The following is a 974-nucleotide window of genomic DNA, read 5'->3' as shown; positions in this document are numbered from 1 at the left end:
CGCCGTCGCCGGCGCGCGGGTCGGCGCCGACGGCGCCGCGGTGCTCGAGATTGCAAAGGATGTTCAGCGCGTCCGCGACGATCTCGTGCGACTTCTGGCCCTTGATGTTGGCGATGAAGCCGACGCCGCAGGAGTCCTTCTCCAAGCTCGGATCGTAGAGGCCTTCGGCCGGCGGGCGCGAATTGTGCTCCTGAATCGGATCGGTCGTTTTCGAGGCGACGGTCGCCGACAGCTCTTCTGCCACGATGTTTGCGCGCTCGAATTGCGACCCGTTCATTGTTCCAATCCTCTCCATGCGGCAAGCTGCCTCACCGCTATCTTCGGCGCACCTTCGGCGTTCCGCGGCACCCGCCTCTGGGTCACCACTCGTCCGCTGCGAGCCGCATTTTCTTAAATTCAGGCCTAGGCGTTCTTCGTCCCCGAGAACGGCTTTGCCTGGTACCTTGCCGGCGCTCGAAAGTGCCAGTTTTCGCTGCAATCCCTGTGCCGGAACCGCAGGCAAAATTGAGACAGTCTTCCTGTCCTAACCATCACCTTGCCAAATTTTTGTCTAGCACACAAGCGCGCGGAAGTCCCGATTCCCGATATGTCAATCAATCGCTTTCCAAAAGTTGCGCGGCCCCTGTTTTGAAGCAAACGCGCCCCGATCCGGCCCTGCGGGCGCCGAAATCCCAAATGAAGCTTCGGATCAACCCTTCGGAAGGCTCGCCACGCCACAAGAAGCGAAAGAGCGCAAGTCATCCAGGGCCTGACAGGAGCGTGTCGACCATGAAGTTTTTCACAGGATGTGTGGCTGCTGCCACGCTGGCGCTGGCTGCAACCACTGCCCAGGCGCAGGTTCCGGCGAGCGGTATTGCGGGAGGGGCCATGATCGCGGTGTCGGATTTCGACGGGCCCTATGCGCCCTCGGAGGTCGCGCCGCCACCGCCGCCGCGTTACGGCCAAGGCTACGGTTACGGCTACGAAGAGCGGGG

1 protein-coding gene and 1 pseudogene are annotated in these 974 nt (G+C 62.1%); one reads left to right on the top strand and one right to left on the bottom strand.

The window, feature by feature from the left end:
• On the bottom strand, window positions 1–277 hold a 277-nt coding region (locus MOV75_RS39580), incomplete at its 3' end, for a hypothetical protein (protein ID WP_247008272.1).
• A 491-nt stretch (window positions 278–768) separates the two neighbouring features.
• Between MOV75_RS39580 and MOV75_RS39575 the strand changes: the two are divergent.
• Window positions 769–974 (top strand): annotated as a pseudogene (locus MOV75_RS39575) (hypothetical protein); the annotation flags it as partial.

Source organism: Bradyrhizobium sp. PRIMUS42 (assembly GCF_023006515.1).
Taxonomy (GTDB): Bacteria; Pseudomonadota; Alphaproteobacteria; order Rhizobiales; family Xanthobacteraceae; genus Bradyrhizobium.
The sequence above is the reverse complement of the archived record's forward strand: the minus strand, read 5'-3'. Positions and strand labels throughout refer to the sequence as shown.